Origin of the sequence: Sphingopyxis sp., assembly GCF_035250425.1 — a bacterium.
Lineage (GTDB): Bacteria > Pseudomonadota > Alphaproteobacteria > Sphingomonadales > Sphingomonadaceae > Sphingopyxis.
In genome coordinates, this window is the sequence record NZ_DATFFD010000170.1 from 17,599 (window position 1) to 33,329 (window position 15,731).

Genomic DNA, 15,731 nt, shown 5'->3' on the forward strand with positions numbered 1-15,731 from the left:
CTCAATCCTCCCGCAACGAGGCGCGCTGGACCTCCGCCCTGTCGCCCGTTTCATTGTCGATGCGATATTCTACCGCGACATGATCTTCCAGGAACTTGAACTTATGTTTGTCGATTTCCGAATTAGTCGGAAGGATGATGACCTGCTCGGCCAGGTTCGGATAATAGTTGCGCAGAAGATGCTCCTGGTTCTGACGGTCGATCCGGCTGAGCGGCGTGTCGATGACGACCGCCATCTCCGCCTCGGCGAGGTCCTTCATCGCCCAGAGCAGGGCAGTGGCGGCAAGCTGCTTCAGCCCGCTCGACAGGCTACGCCGGCCGATCTGCCGGCCTGCCCCGTCGAGAAAGGTCATCGTGTAGAGATCGTCAATCGTAACCCGTTCGACGAGGTGATGATATTGAACCAGTTCGCGAAAACGCTTCGTCAGCTGCTCTTCGAGCCGTTCGCGGATGGCGACGCGCAGTTCCTCGCGGACATCATTCAGCGTGCGTACGATCCGGTTCATGTAGCGGGCCGTAGCACGGTCGCGCTCGACTTGGACCTGCGAGGCGATCAACGCGTCGATGCGCTGCTGCGCGTCCTTGATCTGCGCATCGCTCTCCTCGATCTGCGCCGTCAGGCGACCGCGAAGAATATTGTGGTCGGCCACCTTTTCGTCGAGTTCGGCGATTTTCGCCGTGACCTCGCGGAACTGCTCGAGATTGGCCTGGGAGCCGACTTCGATCTGCAGTAGCGCTTCGTCGACGTCCGCAAGATCGCGTCTCGCTCGCCGTGCCGCGGTGAGAAGGGCGACCTGGGCCTGGTACGACACCTCGCCGGCCGCTTGCCAGCGGATGAGGGCGTCGCGCAGCTTTTCGGCCCGTAGCGGATCAAGTGATCCGAACAGCCCGGTGTCCATATCGGCGTTGAGTTCGCCCATGATACTGGCATCGAGATGCTTCGACAGCTTCTTGGCGTCAGGCTCGCGAAGCTTGATCGGCGACGATTTCAGCCACGCCGGGAGTTTCTGCGTCACTTTGCGGGCAAAAACCTGCTCGGCCTGCCCTGTCCTCTCCAGCCGCGCCTCGACCGCGACCAGCGCGGTTTGAACGAGCGAAAGGTTGGCGACGACTGGGGCCGTCTTGGGAATTTCGATCGCGATCTGGTCGACCAGTTCGGCGAGTTCACCGGTCAGTTCCTCGCGCCGCTTGTCTAGCGCGGCACGCTGGACTTCAGAGGCGCCACTGCTGAGGCTCTCGCGGCGGCGCTGCAGGCGGCGAAGATCCGCCGTGTCGTCGGTCAGCTTCTCGATCAGGTCCTCAAGGCCGGTCGTGGCGCTCGCCTTGACGCCTTCGGCTCGCTTGATGATCGCCTCGGCATCGCCGATGCGTGCCTTCAGATCCTTCTCGAGGCTGTTGCGCTGCCGGTCCTGCGCCACTTTTGCAAGATCGTCCGCGAGTGCCTTCAGAAACGTGACCCGGAGAAGTCTGTCGAAATCGAGCGGCTTCTTCTCGTCGCTCTCGGAGAGCGACATGATGTCGTCGCCGTCGAAAAAGAAGAAGTCGACGAACTCGGGTGCAAGGAAATCCGAAATGCGATCGCGGGCCGGATCGCCGGCCAGCCTGTCATGGCCATCGAAGATCGTGACCCGTTCCTCATAGTTCGCGCCGTTGATGATCCACTGCCGTTCCGCAGTGATGATGTCGCCGCTCGAGGTTTCCCAACGCGCCGACACCGAGGCCGTGACGTCATTCCCGTCCTTCATCGCGCGCGCGGCCGCATTGCGATTGACGAGGCCCGACCAGGCACCGCCATCGCCCGTGACGAATTGACGTTCGTTCAGATTGCGTGGCGGATATCCGACCGCGCGCACGGGTGGATAGCCGGATCCGGCGAACAACAGCTTCATGGAACGAAGAAAACTCGTCTTCCCCATGCCGTTGCGGCCCCAGATCAGGACAATATTCTTCTCCGGCGTTGTAAGCGAGAGATCGAACTTTGCTTCCTTCTCATAAGCAAAGATATTCTCGAGACGAATTTCGAGAAACTTCATTGCAGCTCGGATTCCGCCAACGCCGCGTCGATGATTTCCCCGATCGCCCTGCGCAAGGCCGGGCGCGCGCTGATGCCGTGGAGATTTCCGAATTCGCTTTCGAGCGCGAGCAACTGCTTGACGAGATCGAAAGGGACCTCGTTGCGTTCGGCAACCGCACGAATAACGTCGTCATAGCTTGAAAGAATGCTCATCATCGCCCCTTGGCCCGCCGCTGTCGGCGTCGCCGCCTCCATTGAATAGCCCGTTACCGTTCTCGGCTCAACGGCGGTTCGCGACCAGACGTGTAACAAAAGATTCAAACGCTTGACCCGACGAGCGCCATTGCTCCTCGAGGAGGACGGCACCGCGGCACCAATGGGCGGCCGCGAGTTCCTGTACGTCCCGGCGCGAGAGATCGGCGCGGTTCGCATGTTCGGCAAGCAAGGCCAACCAGAGACCCAGTTCGGCGACATGCGTCCCGAACAGGGTCTCGCCGCGGATCGAACGTCCTCCGGCATCGGCGGGCGCGGGCGGATTGGATGGGATCGAAAGCGATCGCGCGATTGCCATGCGGGCGATCTGATATCGGAACGGCAAATCGAGAGCGCGCTGGAGCGACTCGCAATGCGCATCGGCCGCCAGCGAAGGCCGAAAATCGGCACGGCCGATATCGGTCAGGGCAACCGGAATGTCTTTTGCGACCGTCATGCCGCGAGAACTTCCGGACGAAGGACGCTGGTCCCGATGCTGCCGTCGTCGCCTTGACGATAGGCGATTTCGAACGCTCCCGCGATCCGGTCGCCGATCTGCGTATATTGCTGTGCCCCGAACTCCTCGGGCTGCACGAGCAGGATCGTCTGACCGGGCCGTGCGGCAAAAGCGGCGAGGGCGCTGGCCCGGTGCTGCGTGTCGAGGCGCCCGAACGGGGTATCGACGATCAGCGGCAATGCCGGCCCAGCAAGCTTGCCCACCGCGGCTATCAGCGCCATCGCGAATATCTGGCTTTCGCCCGCCGATCGCCGGAGATCCGAAATGTCGCGGCCGCTGCCGTCACGAATGATCACCGCCCCGTCGGCCGCAATCTCGATGCCGGCGACATCGGACTTGTGGGAAAGCGACTGATAGGCCTCGGTGACGGCCGCTGCGAAGCTGTCGAAATAGAGCGGAGCAATCTTTGCGACGACGCGGTCGGCAAATGCCGCAAGCTCGCGCGCGTGATCGGCACGGTGCAGGCGAGGGGCTGCTTCGCGCGACGAGAGCAGGGCGTCTTCCAGTCTGGCCGCGATAGGCTCGAGATCCGCTTGTCGTGCCGACAGGACGGTCTCGGCCTGCTTGTGCTTGTCGAGCATGGCTTCGAGCCGGATCGAAAGCTGGCCAAGCGCTTCGCGCGCTTCTGTGCGCCGTTCGTCCTGCTTGCGGCGCTGCTCGATATTGTTGGACAGATTGGCGACATGCTCCCTGCGAACCGCCAATTCGGCCAGCAAATCCCGGACGCGCTGCCTCCCGCTGGAGATCGATCGCGATGCGGCTTCGACCTCGCGGTGCTGTGCGCGATCGAGAAAGGGGTGTCTTACGGCGGAGCCCGCCGAACCGACTCCGCCCGCCCAGGCCTTGCGTAGCACCTCGGAAAACGCCTCTTCCTTCTCGACGCTCAGCCCGCTGATCCGTTCAATGAGGAGAGCGAGATCATCGTCGGACCCGATGGCTCCACTGCTGTGAAATGCCCCGTCGTCCGAAAGCGATTGTACCAGTCGCCCCATCAAGCCCGTACCTATCATGGCCAGCGGAATGTCGAATGCCGTCGCATCGACGATCGCCGCGTGGATCCGGTCGCATTCCATGCTTTCTTTTCGCGCCGTCTCGAGAAGCTCTTGAAGCTCGGCGTGGCTGTCGCCCGCCGGGATCGACAGGAAGCCGACGAGTCTGTCGCGTTCGGCCTTCAGAGGAATGAGCTCCGCGTCGATCGCCGCCAGATGCTCTGCTGCCCCTTCGACCGCGAGTTGCAATTCATGTGCTTGCGCCCGCAGGGTCTCGTCGCGTTCGGACGCGCCCTTGAAGTCGCGCGAGCGGTCGCGAGCATAATCCCTGAGGTCGGCTGCGAGAGCGGTCAGGGCGTCGAGCCCGAGTATCTTCTCGATCCCGAAGCGCAGCTGATCGCCGAGATTGGCGTCGGCGAGCCGGTCGACCTGCTCACCGTCGAACAGGAAGAAAGGCGCGAGCCCGGCCGACACGACGCGCCGTTCGATTTCCGACTGGCACCAGCTCTCGGCATCGACTCCTTCGGGAATATCGAGAAGGTCCCCGTCTTCGCCGACCCAGACGATCAATTCCTCGTCGCGTTCGATGAAAGCGCCCTGGTCGTCGAAATACCATTTGCGCTGCAGGACAAGGCCGCCGCCGTCGCAGTCGAAGCCCAGTTCAACAGAGGCGAAGCCTTCGCGGCGTGCTCGCTCGCTCCGGGTGAAAGCGCTTTCGATCACCGCCTTGTAGCTCGGCTTGCGCGCGCTCTTGTTGCCGCCGAGCCGGAAAAGATGATCGAGCTCGGTCGCGGCACGGCGGCCGAACAGCCCGAACAGGACAGCCTCGAGGAGGCTGCTCTTTCCATATCCGTTCGCACCCCCCAGGAGAACCATCGGCTTGTCGTCGGCAACGTCAGGCAGCAAGACCTCGGCGCGTTCGAACAGCTTCCAGTTGCGCAGAGCGATTTTCCGGAGCGCCACGGGCGTGCGCTGCTTGGCCATCGAGAGGGCTTCGGGGCCAAGGATCAAGGTCAGCGGAACGTCGATGTTCGCGTCGATCAGTTGGTCGAAGTCGGTGAAAAGAGCGCGCCTGTTCCCATCGCCGCTGCGCGCGTCCCGGCGCGTGAGCAAGTCGATCAAAAAGGTCATGGCGTCGCCCGGCATATGGTCCTGCGCCGTCATTCGGTTTTCCCCGCCACTGCGTCATCCTGCCACAATCGACGGATCAACTCGATCTCCGCGGCGCTTATGAGCTCGAATCCGACCTCTTCTTGCGTCTTCAGCAGGCGGTCGAGAATTTCCTTCCGGGCCTGCAGCGTGAAGGGGCCGGGAATGAGCCGGCCCTCGCCGACGAAGTTCAAGGTACCGTTGCGGCGGCGGGCAGACCGCCGGCTATTGTCCTCGCGAATTTCCTTGAGCCAGTCGCGCATCGCAAGCAGCGGCTCGAGATCGCCATAGCCTGCATCGACGAACGCTTCGGCGCTTCGATCCTTTTCGACCACCGTGCAGGTCCAGCAGCCGAAGCGCGATGACTGGGTTCCGCACGACGGCGCTTCGTCGCGATCGGTGACGAGCGGGCATTCGCCGCCGGCTGCGTTGCGATATATGGTGACCAACTGCCGGTGCGTGCCGCCCCAAGGCGGGCGCGATTGCAGCAATACTTGCCAGACCTCGTCGGTCGTAAGGTCGACGATCGGCTTGTACACCATGCAGTTCTTGAGGCTGTTGTGCGGATTGAGCCGCGATCCCTTGTTGCGGTACCGGTGGACGCTGACAGCGCGCATGCCCGACTCCGCGGCCCGGACGCCGAGAAGCAGGACCGCCTCGCCGGCGGCATCGACCTGTTCGCGGATATATTTTGTGGTCGGGACGATCTTCATTCGATCGGTACACCAGCGGAACAGCCGGCTGGGCGAGGGATATCCGCGGCCGATCAGGTTCACCCAGAAGGTCTGGTCGACATCAGGGGTCGTCCTCGACACGACGACGGGCAAACGCAACTGCCCGACCGAATCCTCGAGGCGCTTCAGCATCTCGTCGAGATGGCGTGCAAGCACGGGAGATTCGACGAGCGTGTCATTCGCAACCACATGGACGGTGCGCGTACGCGCCCGCGGTGGCAGGCCGAGCAGCATTTCAAAAACCAGCTGCGCCAGCAATGTGCTGTCTTTACCCCCGGAAAAGCCAATAATCCAAGGCGTTGCATGAGGTTGTTGATATTCATCGCGAAGGTCTGCGAGGATGGCGTCTATTCGGGAACCGATATCGTCATTCTCGATTTCTGCGGGATTGCTACTCATGCGACGCGTCTCGACATCCTGCGGAGGGTGGTCACGGCGTCCAGCACGAACCGGGCTGCCTTTTCAACCTCTTCTTCTGTTGTAAACCGGCCAAGTCCGATTCGAATCGCACTTTCTGCACGGGTCCGGTTAAGTCCCAAGGCCAGAAGAACGGGCGACGGCTCAAGGCTGTCGGCGGAACAGGCAGACCCGGTGGAAATCGCGAGCTGGTCACGCACGCGCATCACCAGCGCTTCGCCGTCGACGTCGTCGAAGCTTATATTGAGGTTGCCGGGAAGGCGGGACGCGAGAGTGCCGTTGACCTTCAGGCCGGGGGCCTGCGACAGGCGATCGAGAAGGAGGTCGCGCAACATCGCGAGCCGGGCGCTTTCCTCCTTTTGAAGCTTCGCAGCCCTCGCGCAGGCGGCCGCAAAGCCGATGCACATCGGCACTGCAGTGGTGCCCGAACGCGCGCCGCCTTCCTGCCCGCCGCCGACAAGAAGCGGGTCGAGCGCCGGGCGCAACGATCGGCGCACCATCAGTGCTCCGATGCCGACAGGGCCGCAGAATTTGTGCGCCGCCACGCTTGCAAGATCGAGCAGGGCGGTCTCGACCGGGACATGCCCGCAAGCCTGCGCGAGATCCGAATGCAGCAACGCTCCCGCCGCACGGGCAAGCGCGGCGATCTCGGTCATCGGCTGCACGGTGCCGACTTCATGATTGGCCCAGCCGATCGAGACAAGGCCGACATCCACCCCGAGCTGGCCGTGCAGCGCATCGAGATTGACGAGGCCGCTCTCGTCGAGCGCGACCGGTTCGACCTGGAAGTCGGCGAGACGGCCGGCGGCGGCATGCACGGACGGATGCTCGCCGGCCCCGACCAAGATCCGGGTCCGTTCGCGCCGTCGCAACAGGGGCGCGATGCCATGGAAGGCCATATTATTGGCCTCGGTTGCGCCCGAGGTGAATATCAGTTCCGCCGCGCTGCAGCCGAGAAAACGAGCCACCTCGAGCCGGGCTTCATCCAGCGCCTTGCGGCTCGTGTCGCCGGCAAGATGATGCGAATGCGGGTTCGCATCATAGACAAGGAAAGCGTCCGCAAGCACCGCCGCCACCTCGGGGTCGAGCGGTGCATGAGCGTGATAATCAAGATAAATCGGCGGCTGACCCAAGTTATTCCCCATGCCTGATAATCGCGTGGGGCGCGTTTCGGCACTTTTTCGTTGATCGTCGTACGGCCCCGTCATGGCAACCATAGCCGATCGCCGGGCAATTGCCAGTTGGGATAGGGCGCAGATTATCGCATTTAGGCCCCCTGTTGTTCCCGTGCGGCGCTATTCGGACGCGGCAGCGGGAAAATGCCGTGGGGAAGGGGGGGAGTATGGAGCGAAACGTCGAGAGCGAGGGCAGGGTGACGCACCTGCTTCGTCCCGAAATCGCCTATTTCCTGGTGGTCCCCGAAGATGATCCCGAACAGGCCAGCCCGTTTCAGGGCTTTTCGATCGGCCGCTCCATGTCAGCGAAATCCCGGGACGCGGACGAACACCCTTGCGGGAGCTCGATCAGGCCATGCTGGAGGCGCATTTCAGGGCGATATTGGCGCAGGTCGCGGAGGACAGGCCGGACCTCGAGATGCGCCTCGCCGCCGAGGCGCTGGGCGCTTGGAAGCCGCGCGACCTGCGCCCCTTCTCGCGCCCGGTCCAGCCCCATAATGTCACCCTCCCGAACGTCATGGCGCTCGCCGGTGCAGGTTTCGTCGTGGAGGAGGTGAGTGCACCGCTTGCCGCAGACCCCGACGATTTTCTGCGCGAGATCTCCCGTCTCGCGCATGACGTCCTCGACATTCGGGAGCCGAATTACGGAGCGGCCGCCCTCCGCACGACGCCGTCGCAGCCCGATCTCTATGTCGTGGCGCCTTCATTCTATGCCTTTGTTTACGAGGGCGGACTCAATCTGCCGTCCGGGAAAGCCGGGGTGCCGGCACGAAACCTGCTCCAAATGATGCGGCGCCAGACAGGATATCAACTCAAGGGCGGCGGCAAGACCTGGCTTGCGATACTGGAAGACCAGCTCGCGATGGCGCTCCTCGACATCCGGCGGCGTGAGCTGGATTTTCAGGTCGTGGCAGCGGGATTGGCTGCGGCGGGAACGCTGTCGGCCACCATCCGGTTGCCCGCCGCCGTCAACCGGGTGCAGGGAGCAATCCGCCAGATGGCGGCCCATGCCCGATCGGGGAAAGCGGGGCACGCGCGCAAGCTCGTCAAGCTTTTCGCCGAGGTCCAGTCCCGGCTCGTCGCCGAGATCGGTCCCCAGCTGCTCCCGGTCATCGAACGATCGCAAACCGGCGTGAAACTGGTAACCGATGTCCCGCTCGAATGGCTTCCCGTCGGGGGGCTTCCGCTCATGCTGCGCAAGAATGTATCGCGTATCACGACAACGCCCGGCAATCTGATGACAGGTGTGCTGGCCCGATCGGAACTGATTCATCTCGATCGCGACGCCTTTCGCGAAATCCTCGTCGTCTCGGCGATCGAGCCTGGCGATCCGATCTGCGATATATTGACCGACATGCTCGCGGCATGGGCCCCGGCCTATGGCGATCAGGTCCATGTCCGAATTGTGAAGGCCCGATCGCGCGCGGACCTCGTTGCCGCGCTCAATGACTTTCAGGGAGCCGTCATGGTTTTCGATGGTCACGGCGGCCACGACCGGCTGAGCGGCGTCGCGGTCCTGCGGGTCGGGACAGAAGACGTCTCGGTCTGGGACCTGCGCACGGAAATTCGCGTGCCTCCGGTCGTCATCCTGAGCGCCTGCGATACCCAGGCGGCCGACCGGTCGCACGCGACGACCGCCAATGCCTTCCTGACCGCCGGTGCGGTAACGGTGCTAGGCAGCCTGCTTCCGGTCGATGCGCGCAATTCCGCGCTGTTGATCGCACGCCTGATCTGGCGCCTCGCCGAATTCCTGCCCATGATCACTGGGGAAAGCGGGCGCGCGGTGCTCTGGAGCGAAGTCATGGGCGGAATGCTGCGCCTCCATCTTCTCTTCGACCTGCTTCAACCGCAAATCGAGCGGGGGGCGATCACGTCGGACCAATATGCGCAAATCAATCTGGCGGCGATTATCGCCACCGCGCATCAGGAAGAGGGGTGGTGGGAAGGCGCCCTGCATAGCTTGGGGGCCTTGCTCGATATCAGCGACGAAGCGGTGGAGGCCATGGGGCGCGACACGATCGCGAGGTCGGACGCCATCCGATATGTGCAAATCGGCAATCCCGAGCTCATTGTTTTCAAATCGCGCGCCTTGCTTCGAGCCGCGGGCTATGACGTAGCCGATCGAAAAGACTTATCCTGATCGATCATTGGAATGCCGACTGACAACAAACACCGCAGGCTGGCGATTACTTCGGCGGCGATCCGCACGCCAGCAGGATAACGGGCTCCGGAGGCGAGGAAGTCTAGAAGGCAGATGCCGGGTAAGTGTGTGCGAGCTTTCAATCGCAGCGATGGACAAGAACTGCTGCAGGCAAAACTATGCCGAACTTGACGGGGCCGGCGCGAATTCCGATCTTTCGGGTCAACGGTCTGATGGGATTGTCCAAGAGGCCTGAGGTAACCTGGATGAATTTAAGCCGTTCCAAATATTATCGCACGACCGCTGAAGAAACAGACCGGATAGACGCGCAAATCGAATACCCTTGCCGCATTACCGAGACGATTTGCCGTGGCCGGACTTCCAAGCCGGCGCGGACGGCTAGCGCTGCGTCCTAGCCTCCCATGGTCTGGTCGTCCGAACCCAAGACCATCGAGGTCAAGTGCCAGCGGCGGCGCAGCTGGCCGACGCGCGGCGCGCCCTTCCTGCCGCCGGCGCTCGACGAGCCGCTCGAGTTAGGCTTCGAAGAACTCTATCTTGCGATCGGGCGCATGATAGCGCTCGCCAGCGCGCGCGAGTCAGTCGTTCGAACCTTCCAGCGCAACGCGCGCGAGACGATCAAGGTCTTGATTGACCGCGATGCTCCCGACCTGCGGGCGATGATCGATATCGGCGATCTCGCCGATCAGGGGCTCGTGCAGTTCGCACATGACATGGCAGTCGGTGTCGCCGCAATCGCAATGCAGAATGCCGGCTTCACTTGGGTCGACCACGCCAAGGAAGTGCTGCCGCGTAGCCGGCGCCGGCCCGATTATGTCTGGAGTACTGGACGGGATGACGGCAGCGTTATTCTCTCCGAAGTCAAGGGCATGGCTTCTTCGAAGACGCCCTTCGGCACATTGCGGGCGAAGGTCGAAGAAGCGTGGGAGAAGCAGGTGCGCCCTTGGGCGCTCGATCGCACTTCGGCGGGAGATCCCATCGTCGGCGGTTACGCCATCGGGGTTCATATTCCGGCCGGAAGGGAAGCAGGCGTGGCTGCACTGCGATCCGTGCCTGCGCGCGTGCGCGCGCGCTATTCGGGGGGCGGACCTGAACCAGTTGCGGAGGGGCCGGGCACCGTTGGGCCGTCGATCTCCGTGGCACGCGGCCATTATCGTGCGGCGCTAACTCTGATCGGCGCGCGCGGGCCCGCGGCACGCCTGTTGCAGCTGCCCTATTTCGATTCCGAGGTGCGCAGGTTCGACATTGTCGACGCGGGCGAGCTCAATTTCGTCGTACCGCGCTTCCGGTCGCAGCGCGAACTCATGCTCGCGATGGAACTCGACGCTTTCCGCTTTGCGCTGAAGCTCGCGATGGACGATCCTGGCCCTTTGGCTGACCGGCCTTTTGGCGGGCAGCAGGGCCTCGGGAGCGAAGGGCCTTCACGAGTGCTTTCCGCGCCGCGCTTCGAGCCCGGTATACGCAACAATCTGCTCCTTGGCGAAACCCGGATCGCCGCGCTCGCGCCTGATGGGCTCGCCATCCTGCGCGGCGGCGTGAAACCGCGGGTAATCGGTCAGCTTGACGTCTCTGGAATCGGCGCGGTTTCGCTCTGACCTGCCCGCTTTGGGCTATTTTCGGCGGATGAGTCCGCAGCGCAGCGCCGGTTTTGCGCCCTGCGGCGCGACAGGCGTTGAAGTGTGTTCGACCGTCGATGACACGATCGGCGCCTCCTCTGCGCGAAGCTCGACATCGCTAGATTATTCGTCTCGGTGCGGCCTGAGGTAAAAATCATACCTTGGCCGAACGTGACCTTCGTCGGGCTCGCGACTGCCAGCGTGCGGCGCGACCGCTCGCCGAGCTGATGGCCTCGATTACGGCGGTTGTGGAACCGTTGCGGCCCCTAGCATAGCGGTTGAGCGGCGAATGCGGATGTCTGCTTGTGTTGAATTTCGCAGTTAAAGCAGGCGGTCCGCAAGCGGCCGACACCGCTTAAAGAAAAAGCTTCCAGGTCGAGTGTGACTCTGCGCGGCTCGTGCGTCTAATGTCATTCGGCCGGACTTCGCCGTTCGGAAAAGTGCAGGAGCGTGCGTGAGCGACAGGCAGGAAGCACTGATGGACATGCACCGGGACCATCGTCCCGGCCTGCTCGCCTTCTTCCTTCGCCGGGTCCACAACCACAGTGAGGCCGAGGATCTGACGCAGGAGGTCTTCGCACGGATCGCCGCTATGGACGATCGGGAGATGCGGCGCGCCGACGCCTATATCTTTCAGGTCGCGGCCAATCTCTTGCGCGACCGGGGACGCCGCATGGCGGTGCGCAGCGACTATGTGGCGGGTGCGCGCGCGACCGAAGGAACTGGCATCGATCCGATTGACCCGCACCGCGTCGCTGCCGGACGCGAGGCCATCCATATCTTGCGCGCCGGGCTCGACGATCTGCCCGAGCGGACGCGCCAGATCTTTCTTCTCTTTCGTTACGAACATCTCGACCACCGGACGATCGCCGACAGCTTCGGTATCTCCACCAGCGCCGTGCAAAAACATATCTATCGCGCGATGGCCTATCTGGTCGACAGGCTGGGAGAGGCCGAATGAACGACAATCAACCGGGCCGGGAAGAGGGAGAAGGCGCGAACCATGTCGCGGGTGTCTGGTGCATCCGGATGGCGGACGCGCCACTGGCGCCCGGCGAACAAGCCGAGTTCGATGCCTGGCTCGCCGCCGACGCGTCGCATTCGCCGGCCTTCGAGCGCGCGCTGGCCGTGTGGGGCGGGCTTCACGCGATGGAGGGTGAGCCCGAGGTTATCGCGATGCGCGCCGAGGCGCTCGAGGCCATGCGCGACGCGAATGCGCGGCGTTGGACGCGAAGTAACGCGCGGCGTCCATGGAATTGGGCGATGGCCGCGGCGGCCTGTCTTCTGCTCGCACTGACGGTTGCCTTGTGGCCGGGGCGCGGCGGGCCGGTGCAATATGCGACCGGGCTTGGCGAGCGACGGACTTTCGTGCTGGCCGACGGGTCGCGCCTGTCACTCGATGCCGAGACGCGGGTCGAGGTCGATCTGGCGGGGGACCGGAGGACGCTCCGCCTGCTGACAGGACGCGCCAAGTTCGACGTCGAGAAGGATGCGGCGCGCCCCTTCACGGTGACCGCGGGGGGGCGAACGGTTGTTGCGACGGGGACAGCGTTCAGCGTCGAACTGCTCGGCGATCAACTCCATGTCATCCTCTACGAGGGCAGCGTCGCGGTGGTTCGGGGCGAACCGCCCGCGGCGGCGCGGCTGCTCGAAATCAAGCGCAATCCGGGAAGGGCCGCCATCGCTCTTGCCCCCGGACGCGAGCTTGTCGCACCGGTAAACGCGCCCGTGGTGCCGCAGATCGTCAAGGCGGATGTCGCACGCTCGCTCGCATGGGAAGGCGGGCAATTGAGCTTCGTCGATGAGCCGCTGAGCTCGGTTGTCGAAAGGCTTAATCGCTATAGCCGGTCGAAGATCGTGGTGGGCGATACGCGGGCGGCGGCAATCGAGATCAATGGAGTCTTCAACGCCGGCGACGCCCAGGCATTCCTTGATGCCGCGCAGATGGCCTATCCCCTCGATGTACGCCGTTCCGGGGATGCGATCGTCATCGGTAGCAGGGCACGTTGAGATATTTTGCGGGCCGCGGTGTGAGTCCGCCGGCATCGCGCGTCTTATCCCCCATGCCGCTGGGTTGCGGCGCGAGGACAGGGGGCAGACGATGACGGGGTTTACGGCGAACAGGATGTTGTTGGGCATGTCGGTTGCGGTGCTGGCCGCGGCGCCGGTGCCAGCCTTGGCAGAGGCGCAGACCTACCGGTTCGATTTGCCTGCCCAGTCGCTCGATGCCTCGCTCCGGGCCTTTGCCCGCACGACGCGCCAGCAGATCCTGTTCGACGGCGCGCTGGTGCGCGGCAAGACGGCGCCGGCGCTGAAGGGTTCCTATGGTGCCGAACAGGGTCTTTCCGTCCTGCTGCGCGGGTCGGGGCTTACGGTCACGCGGGCGCGCGGCGGTGCATGGGTCGTGAGCGCAGTGGGAAACGGCGCCTCGACTGAAACCAGCGCACCCATCCTTGCCGACACATCCGAAGAGCAAGGCGACATCGTCGTAACTGGCTCCAGGATCGCAGGCGGGCCGCCGACCGCGCCGATCGTCGCTATCACTGCCAAGGACATGCGCGAAGCCGGCCATAATAATCTAGGTGAGGTATTTCGTGCCTTGCCGCAGAATTTCTCCGGTGGGCAGAACCCGGAGGTTTCTTCGGGCACGACCGCTGGAGGTATAACCAATTTCAACATCACCGGCGGGGCAAGCCTCAACTTGCGCGGGCTGGGCCCTGATGCGACCCTCACACTGGTAGACGGCGTGCGCCTGCCGTTCGACGGCCTTTACCAGGCTACCGACGTTTCTTCCATTCCCACGGCGATGATCGAACGGGTCGAAGTTCTCCTGGACGGCGCGTCCGCCATTTATGGATCGGATGCGGTAGGCGGAGTGGCGAACATCCTGTTGAAGCGGGATTATCAGGGTGGGGAGGTATCGGCGCGCTTCGGCCTCGCGACCCGCGGTGGTGGCGAGGAGCAGCAGTATAGCGCTGCCTTTGGCCAGGTCTGGGGCGGTGGCAGCCTGATGGCCGGCGTCGATTATGCGTCACGGTCACAGATCCGTGCTAGCGATCGAGGCCGACTATCTTATCTGCCCTTGCCCGAGCAGTCCGTTGTGCCCGCAAGCGATCAGCTCAGCCTGCTGGCTGTCGTGCGGCAGGACATCGGTTCGGCCGATATCAGCCTCACTGGCCAATATGGCCGCAGAACCAACGACCGCCAGTTCCTCGTGTCCAATAGCATCTACGCGGATCATCACAGTACCAGCGAAAGCTGGTCCATTACGCCCGCCGTCAATGTGGAGCTGGGAGCATGGGCGGCTCGTCTTCAAGGAACTATCGGAACGAATGATCTCGATCGCAACGAAGACCTGTTCAACGTGATCGACGACTCCTTCTATTCGGCAAGGCCTTACGGCTATTATAATCAGTCGCAGGCAGCGGAGTTCTCGATCAATGGTCCGTTGTTCGAAATGCCGGGCGGAGCGACGAAGGTTGCGCTAGGCGGGGGCTATCGTCGCAATAAGCTTCAGGCTCTGGATCTGAACACCGAGGCATTGGCCGTCAACGCGACGACGCGGAACTATTATGCTTTTGGCGAACTGTTGCTGCCTCTGGTTTCTCCGGAGCAGGAGGTCGGCGGTATCGAAAGGCTGACCGTGCAGGGCGCGGTCCGCTATGAGAATTATAATGGTTTTGGCGATGTCGTGGTCCCCAAGGCTGGTGTCGTCTGGAGCCCGGTTCGCGATTTGGATATCCGGGCAAGCTGGGGCAGGTCCTTCAAGGCACCAGCCATGCGCGACCAGTTCGCTGATACCACTCTCCTCGTCTATTCGGCGGCGCGTTTCGGCGGGGCGCCCGGGACCGGCCTCGTCCTCCTGCGCTCTGGCGGGAACCCGCGGCTGGAACCCGAGCGCGCTAATGTGCTTACGGCGGGATTCACCGCGCGCCCCGGTTTCGCGCCCGGTCTTCAGCTGGAGGCGGGCTGGTTCCGGATCGACTATCGGGGACGCGTGGTCACGCCGATCACGAGTCTCTTTACGGCCTTCTCCAATCCGGTTTTCGCGGAATTCCTGACCATGGCGCCGAGCGCCGCCTATCAGGAGATGCTCATTGCCCAGTCGGACGCTTTCATCAACAGCTCCGGGATCGCCTATGATCCCGCCCAGGTCGTTGCCGTGATCGACAATCGTACGGTCAATGCCGCCCGGCAGGTGATGAAGGGAGTCGATATATCGACCCGTTACGCGACGCGCCTTCTTGACGGCGATATCAGCCTCACGGCCGGGGGCAGCTGGCTGAAGGGCCAGCGGACCCTCTCGTCACTGTCGTCGGCGCAATCGGTTGCCGGCGTGCGATTTTTTCCCGCCAAATTTCGCGGAAAAGCGGGAGCGTCGTGGAGCCGCGACGGGCTGACCCTGGCGGCGCACGTCAACTACATAACGGGCGTGACCGACATAGATAGCACGCCCCCGGTCAAGGGCGGATCGATGACGACCGTGGACATCTTTTCGGAATATTTCATCCAGTCGGGGCCGCTCCGCGATCTTGGCTTCAGCGTCTATGTGAACAATCTGTTCGACAAGGACGCGCCCTATCTGAAGCCGTCCCAGGCTTTCTATGTCGATTATGACTCGACCAATTATTCGATCGTCGGTCGCACGATCAATTTCAAGCTGACGAAGAGATTCTGACGCCCTTGGTCGTCCATTCGGCGGGTTTGCCGA

11 protein-coding genes are annotated in these 15,731 nt (G+C 63.1%); 5 read left to right on the plus strand and 6 right to left on the minus strand.

Annotated elements, in window-relative coordinates; translation table 11 throughout:
* Position 1 precedes the first annotated feature (1 nt).
* Genes dndD through VJ811_RS10100 form a run of 6 tightly spaced genes read right to left on the minus strand, consistent with a single transcriptional unit; the run spans position 2 to position 7,288 of the window.
* The gene (gene dndD / locus VJ811_RS10075) at positions 2 to 2,032 is read right to left on the minus strand and encodes a DNA sulfur modification protein DndD (RefSeq protein WP_324072139.1); all 2,031 of its coding nucleotides are present in this window, start codon (positions 2,030 to 2,032) and stop codon (positions 2 to 4) included.
* Positions 2,029 to 2,268, minus strand: a complete 240-nt coding sequence (locus tag VJ811_RS10080; RefSeq protein WP_324072140.1) for a DNA modification system-associated small protein — start codon at positions 2,266 to 2,268, stop codon at positions 2,029 to 2,031. The genes dndD and VJ811_RS10080 overlap by 4 nt, the downstream gene beginning before the upstream one ends.
* A gap of 25 nt (positions 2,269 to 2,293) precedes the next feature.
* Positions 2,294 to 2,722 carry a DndE family protein gene (locus VJ811_RS10085; RefSeq protein ID WP_324072141.1) on the minus strand — a complete coding sequence of 143 codons (429 nt, stop codon included), beginning with the start codon at positions 2,720 to 2,722 and terminating at the stop codon, positions 2,294 to 2,296.
* A complete protein-coding gene (locus VJ811_RS10090; RefSeq protein WP_324072142.1) occupies positions 2,719 to 4,935 on the minus strand; it encodes an AAA family ATPase in 2,217 nt (738 codons plus the stop codon). Before VJ811_RS10090 ends, VJ811_RS10085 begins: the two co-directional genes overlap by 4 nt.
* The gene (gene dndC / locus VJ811_RS10095; protein WP_324072143.1) at positions 4,932 to 6,053 is read right to left on the minus strand and encodes a DNA phosphorothioation system sulfurtransferase DndC; all 1,122 of its coding nucleotides are present in this window, start codon (positions 6,051 to 6,053) and stop codon (positions 4,932 to 4,934) included. The genes VJ811_RS10090 and dndC overlap by 4 nt, the downstream gene beginning before the upstream one ends.
* Positions 6,050 to 7,288, minus strand: a complete 1,239-nt coding sequence (locus tag VJ811_RS10100; protein ID WP_324072144.1) for a cysteine desulfurase family protein — start codon at positions 7,286 to 7,288, stop codon at positions 6,050 to 6,052. Before VJ811_RS10100 ends, dndC begins: the two co-directional genes overlap by 4 nt.
* 475 nt (positions 7,289 to 7,763) lie before the next feature.
* Here VJ811_RS10100 and VJ811_RS10105 point away from each other — a divergent pair, with 475 nt between their 5' ends.
* The 5 genes from VJ811_RS10105 (at position 7,764) to VJ811_RS10125 (ending at position 15,698) form a co-directional block, all read left to right on the plus strand.
* Positions 7,764 to 9,386 carry a CHAT domain-containing protein gene (locus VJ811_RS10105; RefSeq protein ID WP_324072145.1) on the plus strand — a complete coding sequence of 541 codons (1,623 nt, stop codon included), beginning with the start codon at positions 7,764 to 7,766 and terminating at the stop codon, positions 9,384 to 9,386.
* A gap of 422 nt (positions 9,387 to 9,808) precedes the next feature.
* Complete coding sequence (locus VJ811_RS10110; RefSeq protein WP_324072146.1) at positions 9,809 to 10,999, plus strand: hypothetical protein; 1,191 nt, start codon at positions 9,809 to 9,811, stop codon at positions 10,997 to 10,999.
* Positions 11,000 to 11,474: 475 nt separating this feature from the next.
* Positions 11,475 to 11,981, plus strand: coding sequence for an RNA polymerase sigma factor (locus VJ811_RS10115; RefSeq protein WP_324072147.1), 507 nt, complete (start codon positions 11,475 to 11,477; stop codon positions 11,979 to 11,981).
* The gene (locus VJ811_RS10120) at positions 11,978 to 13,030 is read left to right on the plus strand and encodes a FecR family protein (protein ID WP_324072148.1); all 1,053 of its coding nucleotides are present in this window, start codon (positions 11,978 to 11,980) and stop codon (positions 13,028 to 13,030) included. Before VJ811_RS10115 ends, VJ811_RS10120 begins: the two co-directional genes overlap by 4 nt.
* A 91-nt stretch (positions 13,031 to 13,121) precedes the next feature.
* Positions 13,122 to 15,698: a TonB-dependent receptor gene (locus VJ811_RS10125; protein WP_324072149.1), complete on the plus strand. Its 2,577-nt coding sequence runs from the start codon at positions 13,122 to 13,124 to the stop codon at positions 15,696 to 15,698.
* Positions 15,699 to 15,731 lie beyond the last annotated feature (33 nt).